Genomic DNA, 10,078 nt, shown 5'->3' with positions numbered 1-10,078 from the left:
TTTCTGAGCATATGGGGCGTATTACGACTGTTATGGAGAGTGGGAGCTTTTTTGAAACAATAGCACTCCCCAAAATTCATCCTGATGAAGATCGGGTGATGATTTGTGGTTCCATGGCAATGTTAAAAGATTGCGTAAGGATGTGTGAAAGCTTTGGTCTTGTTGAAGGGGCTGATATTCTTGCACTTTATATTATATTGTAGAAAGAGCTTTTTTTGAGGGAGAGGGAAGTTGTGATGCAGTATATGCTAATGCAGTAATCGAATCCCAATCACTTATTGCAATGAGTTGTTGGGGCGCTATCCAAGAACCACCAACGCAGAAGACATTGGGCAGTTGGAGCCATTGTGTTGCACTTTTTTGTGTAATACCGCCTGTTGGGCAAAACCGGATATCAGAGAAGGGAGATGCTAAAGCTTCAATGAAGGAAATACCTCCAGCAGCTTCAGCAGGGAAAAATTTAAGATATGAATAGCCTTTGTTTAATGCTTGCATGAGTTCACTTGGGGTCATTGCAGCGGGAAGAAGGGGAATTTCACTATTTTTTGCACAATTGATTAGTTCATTGGATAATCCGGGGCTTACAATAAACTTGGCTCCAGCTTGTTCGGCTTTTTCGTAATGTGTTGTGTTGAGAATTGTGCCGGCTCCAACAATTGCTTCAGGGACTTCTTGTGTAATTTTCTGAATTGCTTTGAGGGCATTTGGTGTTCGCAAGGTGATCTCAATTGTTTTTAATCCACCTTTGACAAGAGCGCGTGTTAAGGGTACAGCACTTTGTAGATTGTCAATGAGCAAAACAGGTATAACAGTTTGTCCTTGGAGATATAATAAAAGCTTTTCTCTTTTTTGGCACATGATATTTTTTCTTCTTGGAGATGATATTGTTTGTATCGTTTGATTAAGCACAATATGTTAAAGAGTACATGAATAAATCTTGAAATTGAATGAAACGCGCGTTATGGCAAAACACATGGAAAAGAATTTTAAAGTTGCTGCACTTTATTGCTTTGCAGATTTGAAACATTATCATCAATTACAAAAACCTTTGCAGGAATTATGTCAAGCAAAGGATATCAAAGGCACTCTGCTTTTAGCACAAGAGGGAATTAATGGAACAGTTGCTGGTTCTTGTGCGGCAATTGAGGCATTGGTGGACTTTATTATGGCTGAACCAGCGTTTCAAACGCCGGAGATTAAATATTCATGGGCATCAAAAATGCCTTTTCATCGCATGAAAGTGCGGTTGAAAAAAGAGATTGTAACAATGGGGGTTGAAGGGGTTGATCCGCTAAAAGTTGTTGGTACGTATGTGGATCCTGAAGATTGGAATGCTCTTATTCAAGATGAAGAGACAATTTTGATCGATACGCGTAATGATTATGAATATGCAATAGGGAGTTTTCAAGGAGCGATTGATCCGCAGATTAAAACATTTCGCGAATTTCCTGAATGGGTGCGTAAACATGAGGCTGAGTTAAAGAAAAAAAAGAAAATTGCCATGTTTTGTACAGGTGGTATTCGGTGTGAAAAATCAACAGCTTATGTTCGTGATCTTGGTTATGAGCAAGTCTACCATCTAAAAGGAGGTATTCTCAAATATTTAGAAAAAATTCCAAAAGAGAAAAGTTTATGGTGGGGTGAGTGTTTTGTTTTTGATGAGCGTGTTTCTGTTCATCATGGTCTTGAAGAATGTGGACGCGAATTATGTCGCGCGTGTCGTTCTCCTCTTAATGCTGAAAGCAAACTATCGCCTCATTATGAGGAAGGTGTTTCCTGTGATGCTTGTTATAACACGCGTAGTGAAGCCGATAGAGAGCGCTTTCGTGAGCGCCATAGGCAGTTTCAATTGTTGAAGTTGCGTGCAATTGATTCTCATCAAGGGACATAAGGATATCGCAGTGTAGGGCTTTAAATTGTAGCGTTTTTCTCTTAAATTTAAGAGAGAAGAGTTTTTTAATATTAGTAGAAAAATATTTTATAAGACCGGATATTATTCGGTCTTTTTGTTTATGTTAAATTATTTGACTTATAAGTAATCATTATAGATTGTTTACTTTCTTTGACTTTATAGGATTGAGTATTTCAAATACTTTTCATTTTAAAATAGAAAAGTCATTTACGAACAATTTAGCACATTGATTTATAATAATTGGCTATTTACATCTTGAATAAGAGATCTAAATATCGTCAGGATTCTCTCATTCCAAGCCTGTTTCTATGGTTGAATCAATAAAAACCATATCTCTTCCACGTTACAAGCGGGGAAAGTCACGTGGAGTAAAACAATACAAGAAGGACGTGCCTCTTATTAATCGTCTCAAATGTCAAGGGCTGTCACAACATTGGGGGCTTAGTGTGTGATGATGATCAGCTTGCTCTTTTATGAAGCCTAAAAATAGTGGGTTCAATAGATTTTATATTATTTTATTGGGGGTACTATTCTATCATTTATGGGCGCTGGTGTGAAGTTGGCTCGAGCACTTTAAGAAATGTTTCTTTAAAGAAAGTACGTGAAGATACAACCCAACTATATTCCGTTTGGGGTATTCTGTTTTACATGAGGGGAGTGATCCCATGAAAGTGGATGAATGACCTTGTTTGGTGGGGGAGAGTGTTGTTTTTTCGCATCATTTTATCTTTAAGAATTAAAAAATGTTTAAAATTAAAAAAATGATTGAAATGAGAAAGAATTCGTTTTATAGGATGCCTTGCCCAAAGTCGCACGTGCCTGTGGGTGTCCGCTGGTTCTCAAATGGTGAGATTAACCGGTACGGTACCTGGAACTAACCGCTCCAGTCATTCTTACAGCCAATTGCAAGAATGAGGACATCTTGAAGCAACGACGGTGCGGGCCTTTCTGGTGTCTTCCAGCTTTTAAATGCTGGGATAACTATAGAGGCACACCTCATTGCCTTCAGTGCGGAAGTGGTTTTCTCAACTCCAATCAAAAAGGCATATAAAATAGAATAACGCGGTTTCGCGCTGTTCTTTCGCAGCATGCAATGCTAATTTCTGGTTTTTTGTAATCAGAATGGGGATGGTTGTTGTGTGTTTTTTGTCCTTTAGCTTTTGGCAGCTTTGGCTGTCTAAGCATAGAGTGGGGGAGCGTTCCCTCAAGGAGAATTGCAGATGGCAACGCAACGTATTCGCGATTTTCTTGCAACACATCGTTCTGAAGGTCCATGCTTAATTGTTGACCTTGATGTTGTTCGTGATAACTATTTAAATTTTGAAAAAGCTCTGCCGCAGTCTCGTATTTTTTACGCAATAAAGGCAAATCCAGCTCCTGAAATCTTGCGTTTGCTAAGTTCTTTAGGATCTTCTTTTGATGCGGCTTCTGTTGCAGAAATTGAAATGGCTTTAAAAGCAGGAGCAACGTCAGAGCGTATTTCTTTTGGAAATACGATTAAAAAAGAGCGTGATATTGCACGAGCATATGCATTGGGAGTTTCACTTTATGCTGTTGATTGTGTTGAAGAAGTGGAAAAAATTGCGCGTGTTGCTCCAGGAGCACGTGTTTTTTGCCGTGTTCTTACCGATGGCAAAGGTGCAGAGTGGCCATTGTCACGCAAATTTGGTTGTGTTCCAGATATGGCGGTTGATGTTCTAAGACGGGCACACCAATTGGGTTTGCAAGCCTATGGTGTTTCTTTTCATGTTGGATCTCAGCAGGTTGATTTGAGTGCGTGGGATCGTGCTTTATCGGATGCTTCTACAGTGTTTAAGCGTTTGGAACAAGAAGGCATTTCACTAAGGTTGGTGAATATGGGGGGCGGTTTTCCAACGCGTTATTTGAAAGATGTCCCTACAGAACAAGCTTATGGTACAGCAGTTTTTGATTCATTGAAAAAGCATTTTGGTAATCGTATCCCTGAGACGATTATTGAGCCAGGACGTGCGATGGTTGGCAATGCTGGTGTTATTCGTACAGAAGTTGTTCTAATATCTAAAAAAGCTGATAACGATAATGTACGATGGGTTTATCTTGATATTGGGAAATTTAATGGTCTTGCTGAGACTATGGATGAAGCCATTCGTTATCCTATTGAGACACCTCATGATGATAAGGTGATGGAGCCTTGTATTTTGGCTGGACCGACATGCGATTCGGCAGATGTTCTCTATGAAAAAACACCTTATCCGCTTCCTCTATCCCTAACGATAGGAGATGAAATATTGATTCATGGAACGGGTGCTTACACAACAACTTACGCATCGGTTGCTTTTAATGGTTTTGAGCCTTTACGATCATATGTGATCTGACATTTCCTTTTAACTATAGTTTTTTAGATTTTTTGCTATGCTCGTCATGGCGCTGTAAGAGGGCGGTTATAGAGATGAACATGATTAATTTTCAAACAAAAGATGGGGCATGTTTTACACTTTTATTGGAGCAAGAAGCCGATAAGCCTTATCGAGAAAATTTGCTTGATTCAATGATGGGGTATGGACGTAAACGTAAATCATCAGAGGTTTTACGTCGTGGTCGTTTGGCTGCTCAAGGGCTCTCTTTTGTGGTTAAAAATGTGCTTGGAGAGCTTGTGGGAAGTGTCCGTCTTTGGCATGTTTCTTTTTCTAAAGAAAAAAATGAAACACAACATGCTTTACTTTTAGGCCCCTTGGCTGTTGCGTCTGAATGTGCTGGTATGGGAATAGGATCAATTTTAGTCCGACATGCAATTGAAACAGCAAAAAAATTGGGATATGGCGCCATTTTGCTGGTAGGGGATTTTGAATTTTATCAACGTTTTGGCTTTTCAAATAGTTTAACAGAAAATTTGGCAATGCCTGGTCCTTACGAAAAACATCGCTTTCAAGCGTTGGAACTGATACCACATTATCTTTCTGGGTGTTATGGCACTTTGGTTCCTAGTGGAGAACGAGAAGTTTCAAATCGTTTTCAGCATCATAAAGTCGCTTGAAGATAGTGTTTATTTCGTTTTTCAGCAGCTGCCATTGAGAAGAGCATACCGTTTTGACAGTGCCAAGGTATTTAGCGGTACAAAGTTTTGGGGAGTTGTATTGCGATTTTATTATATGGCTTTTTCTTTATGGGGCTGGTTTCTTATTTTTGATAATTTCAGTTAAGTGAGTAAGAATATATTTTAAGCTCATTTTTTGAAATAGTGTCTTATTTTATAATACTGAAGGAACCGGATTTTTGAGTTGTCTTGTGTTCTTTTAAAGTCGCTATCATCATACAGTTTTCCAGTTTTCAATATCGTTGATAAATCTTGCATCAAAACGGTTGGATATTTTACTTTTTTCTTAAACAGTTTTTATTTCTTTGCTTTTTATGTGCAAGGGAATGGTTTTGATTGATTCAATAGAGAGATATTTTGAGAAATTTTATACCATTTCAGCTCTTGTTGAAAGAGAAGGGGCTTAAGAAAGAAAAATATGTAGCAGTAGAATCAAAATTGTAAGTATCAGCTTTTTTTAAAGAGTGTAAAAAAATAAAATTACATGTTTAAAAGCAGCTTTTTTGAAAAAAATATATCATTACTTTTTTGCTATAAAGGTAAATCGTTTTGCAATTGGCATGAGAGTATCAAATACAAAATGATTTTCTCATGTAAAATTTTGCATTCAGAATCAAAAAAAAAACGTTATCCTACACATTATAAGAGAAATATGTGCGTGAATAAAAATCACAAGAATCATAAATCTTTTATGAATATTCTTGTAAGAATCAAAAGAGTGAAGGGCACAGAATCTTAACAAAATAGTTTTTATGAGGATAGTAGCGTAAAAAGGGGGTAGATAGATGAGAGATTTAATGTTTTTTACCCTATGGTGATAAATCAAAAATCTTATAGAAATGGCTGCTTTATCTTTATGGTGTGGAGCACTTTAGATAAGCTCTTTGTTTATTATCATCTAGAACAATTTTTGTATGCGAGAAGTTGTTTTTAAGTGCGGAAAGAGCCCGCATTAAAAGAATTTTTATCAGAAGAATCATTTAGAATCATATGTTTATTTATACTGTCTCTTGAGACAAGATAAAGTGCATAGGAAACGAGCAAAGTGATAAGGATAAAAAATATTTCTCAATTTTAATTAAGTTTAGTGATTTGGTGGTGAATCCATGAGAGGTGGTATTTTTTTGAGAAACATGGTCATAAATGTCAAAACACCAAAAATGATGGTTATGATAAAGAAAATATCACTAATAGCCATAATGGTTGCTTGTATGCGTACCATACCAAACAATTGAGAAAGAGCCAGAGTATAGGAATCAAAGGTTTCTGTTTTGAATAATACAGTAAGATTTGAAAGCATTTCAGTTGCTTGTCTGTTTGCGTAGTTAAGAGTTTCGGCTATTCGTTCATGATGGAAGTCTGTGCGTTTTGTTATGAGAGTGTTGATAATGGCAAGCCCTACAGCCCCACCTAGATTCCGGGTGAGATTAAAGAGTCCGGAAGCATTTTGCATCCGTTCTGGTGGGAGTGTTCCCAAGGCAATATTATTAATAGGAACCATACATAACATTACAGAAGCACCACGGAAAACTTGCGGCCAAAAAAGCTGCCAAAAATCCCAGTTATCTGTGATAGAGCTCGCCATCCAAATACCTATTGCAAAACCAAAAAGTCCTATTGCCATCATTAAACGTGCATCCATTCGTGCTGAAAGAAATCCAGCAAGCGGGGCAGTTAATAACATGACGAATCCTGAAAGAAACAATGTTTCTCCAATCATGAGGGCATCAAAGTGGCGGATTTGGCTTAAATAGACAGGATAAAGGTACGTGAGTCCATAAAGGCCTATTCCCAATGAAAAGGAAAAAATGGATGCAGCTGAAAAATTAAAATTAGAAAAAGTAGAGAGATCTACAATGGGTTCTTTTACTGTAAAAGCACGCCAGAAGAATAAGGCTGCAGCAAGAATCATAGTAATGAACAAATCCCGAATCAGCGTATCACTCAGCCAATCATGACGTGCTCCTTCTTCTAGAATATACTCTAAAGTTCCCAAGAAAGTAGCCATAGAAATGAATCCTAACCAATCAAACTTCTTCATTAAAGAGGGATCAGCTTTATCAAAATCAATTAATTTCCAAGCGAGAATTGAGATGATAATCCCGCAGGGTACATTGATGAGAAAGAGCCAATGCCATGATGAGAGATGACAAATATAGCCTCCCACGGTTGGACCAATGGTGGGGGCCAATGTTGCTACTAGTCCAACAATAGGGGTAACAATTGGGCGTTTGGAAGGAGGAAAAAGAACATAAGAGGCGACAAAAACGCTTGGGATAATTCCTCCACCAATAAAACCTTGTAGTGCGCGATACAAAATCATCTCTCCAATAGATGTTGCTGTTGCACAAAGAACAGAAGTAATCGTAAACCCGATCGCTGATATGGTGAAGAAAACACGTGTTGAAAGCAATCTTCCTAAAAATCCAGAAAGCGGCAACATGATGACTTCAGCGATGAGATAGGAAGTTTGAACCCATGAAATTTCTTCAGAGCTTGCTGTAAGACCCGCTTGAATTTCAGCTAAAGAAGAGGAAACGATTTGGATATCTAAGATTGCCATAAACATGCCAAAAGACATAGCAATAAAAACTACAATTTTGCGCATTCCTATGCGTTCTTGAGACTGTATGAGCTCTGGTATGGAAGATGTCATAGTAAGATCTTCTACTTTTTTTATAAGAGACTTTTATCTTGTGGCTTTGTACGTGTATCAATTTTCACTGAAACACTCATTCCTGCTCGGATATGTCCGGTTTTTAAGACTTCTTCTGGAATAGAAATACGTACGGGAATGCGCTGGACAATCTTTGTAAAGTTACCGGTAGCATTTTGTGGAGGCAGAAGAGAAAAAACAGCGCCTGTTGCGGGCGAAATAGAAAGCACTGTTCCTGTAAAAACATCATCTTCGAAGGCATCAACAGAAATATAAGCTTTTTGTCCGGTATGAATGTCTTGTAGCTGTGTTTCTTTATAGTTTGCTTCAATATAAAGTGCATGTATGGGGACTAACGCCGCAAGACGTTGGCCATTTACAACAAAATCTCCCGTTTTTGCTGTTAAATTTCCTATAACTCCATCAAATGGCGCTCGTATAATGGTCGAATCAAGATCACGTTGTGCTTTTTTACGCGAGAGCTCTAAACTCTTTGTTTCGCTTTCTGTTTCACTTCGTTGTGCTTCTAGCACTCGGATATTTGCACGTGCTGAAGCCATTTTTGCATCCGCTCTGTTAACATTCGCAATGGCTTGTTCATAAGCGGATTTGGCATCATCAACATTGGATTGAGGAGCATAACGATTGGCTTTCAGTTCTGTTACACGTTTTAAGGTGAGTTGTGCATTGGTTGCTATGGCTGAAGCGGCTGCTTTTTGTGCTTTTGCATCATCTAAAGAACTACGAGCGGCTGTGATTTGCGCATCAATGCGTAGAAGTGTTTTTTTCTGTGTGTTAAGATGCGCTTCTGTTTGATCCAAGGCTATTTTATAATCACCATTGTCTAGGTAAAATAAAACATCGTCCTTTTTTACAACTTGGTTGGCTTTAATGGCAATTTTTTCAATATACCCATTTAATTTAGTCGCAATAGCGGCTATATCTCCTTGCACATAGGCATCTTCAGTGGACAGCATATAACGCCATTGCGTCGTCCACTTATAGCTAAACCAAAGTACAAAAAGCGCAAAGACGATAAGAAGAGCCTTGATTACTTTTTTTCGTTTCGTTTTATCGAGATTTTTTGTTGAAAAAATGGTCTCAGATACGGACATGATTTTATACTTTCAATATTTATGTTCTAACGAGTATAATAAGCCTCTCACTCTAGGGTAGGGTGATATATGCACGGACGATAAGAGCTTTTCCAACAATAAGGCGATTCCTGCTACATAATGCTAAATATATAAACTTGCAAGTTAGAGATCTTATTTCCAAGTTAGATGTCTTATTTTATTGCGCATTTTTTACAAAGACCTCGTACTTCTAGGGTGCTTTTGTGTGCTTGGAAGCCAACCGCTTGAACCATCTGTTTTAAACTTGATACAATCGTTTGATTTTGTATTTCGTTGACTGTGCCACAGTTTAGGCATCTTCAGTGGACAGCATATAACACCATTGCGTCGTCCACTTATAGCTAAACCAAAGTACAAAAAGCGCAAAGACTATAAGAGGAGCCTTGATTACTTTTTTTCGTTTCATTTTATCGAGATTTTTTGTTGAAAAAATGATCTCAGATACGGACATGATTTTATACTTTCAATATTTATGTTCTAACGAGTATAATAAGCCTCTCACTCTAGGGTAGGGTGATATATGCACGGACGATAAGAGCTTTTCCAACAATAAGGCGATCCCTGCTACATAATACTAAATATATAAACTTGCAAGTTAGAGATCTTATTTTCAAGTTAGATGTCTTATTTTATTGCGCATTTTTTACAAAGACCTCGTACTTCTAGGGTGCTTTTGTGTGCTTGGAAGTCAACCGCTTGAACCATCTGTTTTAAACTTGATACAATCGTTTGATTTTGTATTTCGTTGACTGTGCCACAGTTTTCGCAAATTATAAACGTTGTAAGTTCATGTTGACAGTTTTCAGGGTGTAAACAGACCATAAAGGCATTTACACTTTCAAGACGATGAATACACTTTAACTGTACGAGTTTTTCTAACGCACGATAAACTTGGAGAGGTGCGCGAAAACCTTCTTCGCGTAAGTTATTGAGAATCGCATAAGCACTTAAAGGCCCTTTTGCATTTTTTAAAGTATTTAAAACCAATGTTTGGTTACGCGTCAGTTTAGATGACATTGACATCTTCCTTTTGCTCCCATGGAAAAGCATAAAGCGTGTAAGATATTTATGCAATGGTGATTATAGAATATGTACTCTAATCTTTAGCCTTTTACATGACATCATTGCGATATGTAAGAAAAGTTGCAACCGTTGTGAGGGGAGGGGTATTATAATCTGAAAGCCGCTGCTATCCAGCAAGAAACTTTTATACGCTTCTTATTTTTCCAATAATGTCTTGAAATAGGATTTTTTGTTACAATATTTTATTGGAAATGTTTGGGTTATTTTATTTAAAAAAA

At 37.7% G+C, this 10,078-nt stretch carries 7 protein-coding genes and 3 pseudogenes; 4 read left to right on the top strand and 6 right to left on the bottom strand.

All coding sequences use genetic code 11. The features are described 5' to 3' along the window. Nucleotides 1–214: pseudogene (locus ACFILN_RS04915) on the top strand (ferredoxin--NADP reductase); the annotation flags it as partial. Here ACFILN_RS04915 and eda read toward each other — a convergent pair. Continuing rightward, nucleotides 193–858 (bottom strand): bifunctional 4-hydroxy-2-oxoglutarate aldolase/2-dehydro-3-deoxy-phosphogluconate aldolase, encoded by a 666-nt coding sequence (gene eda, locus ACFILN_RS04910; protein ID WP_273791461.1) that lies wholly within the window; start codon nt 856–858, stop codon nt 193–195. The pseudogene ACFILN_RS04915 and the gene eda sit on opposite strands and share 22 nt — an antisense overlap. Before the next feature lie 115 nt (nt 859–973). On the opposite strand from eda, the gene ACFILN_RS04905 reads away from it, so the two are divergent. The 3 genes from ACFILN_RS04905 (at nt 974) to ACFILN_RS04895 (ending at nt 4,925) form a co-directional block, all read left to right on the top strand. Next, a complete protein-coding gene (locus ACFILN_RS04905) occupies nt 974–1,891 on the top strand; it encodes a rhodanese-related sulfurtransferase (RefSeq protein WP_273791460.1) in 918 nt (305 codons plus the stop codon). Nucleotides 1,892–3,132: 1,241 nt separating this feature from the next. Further along, nucleotides 3,133–4,266 carry a type III PLP-dependent enzyme gene (locus ACFILN_RS04900; RefSeq protein WP_273791459.1) on the top strand — a complete coding sequence of 378 codons (1,134 nt, stop codon included), beginning with the start codon at nt 3,133–3,135 and terminating at the stop codon, nt 4,264–4,266. 74 nt (nt 4,267–4,340) lie between these two features. Further along, the gene (locus ACFILN_RS04895) at nt 4,341–4,925 is read left to right on the top strand and encodes a GNAT family N-acetyltransferase (RefSeq protein ID WP_273791458.1); all 585 of its coding nucleotides are present in this window, start codon (nt 4,341–4,343) and stop codon (nt 4,923–4,925) included. A gap of 1,144 nt (nt 4,926–6,069) precedes the next feature. On the opposite strand, the gene ACFILN_RS04890 is transcribed toward ACFILN_RS04895, so the two are convergent. From ACFILN_RS04890 to ACFILN_RS04870, 5 genes and pseudogenes are all read right to left on the bottom strand, one after another. Further along, a complete protein-coding gene (locus ACFILN_RS04890; protein ID WP_273791457.1) occupies nt 6,070–7,641 on the bottom strand; it encodes a DHA2 family efflux MFS transporter permease subunit in 1,572 nt (523 codons plus the stop codon). Nucleotides 7,642–7,661: 20 nt separating this feature from the next. Continuing rightward, nucleotides 7,662–8,756 (bottom strand): HlyD family secretion protein, encoded by a 1,095-nt coding sequence (locus ACFILN_RS04885; protein ID WP_375631506.1) that lies wholly within the window; start codon nt 8,754–8,756, stop codon nt 7,662–7,664. A gap of 173 nt (nt 8,757–8,929) precedes the next feature. Then, nucleotides 8,930–9,073, bottom strand: a pseudogene (locus tag ACFILN_RS04880) (transcriptional repressor); the annotation flags it as partial. Beyond that, nucleotides 9,070–9,228: pseudogene (locus ACFILN_RS04875) on the bottom strand (HlyD family secretion protein); the annotation flags it as partial. The pseudogenes ACFILN_RS04880 and ACFILN_RS04875, both read right to left, overlap by 4 nt. A 173-nt stretch (nt 9,229–9,401) precedes the next feature. After that, the gene (locus tag ACFILN_RS04870) at nt 9,402–9,794 is read right to left on the bottom strand and encodes a Fur family transcriptional regulator (protein ID WP_375670996.1); all 393 of its coding nucleotides are present in this window, start codon (nt 9,792–9,794) and stop codon (nt 9,402–9,404) included. Nucleotides 9,795–10,078: the final 284 nt, after the last annotated feature.

Origin of the sequence: Bartonella sp. CL434QHHD, from assembly GCF_042195145.1 — a bacterium.
In the GTDB taxonomy this organism is placed as follows: Bacteria; Pseudomonadota; Alphaproteobacteria; order Rhizobiales; family Rhizobiaceae; genus Bartonella.
This window is presented reverse-complemented; position numbering and strand designations above follow the sequence as displayed.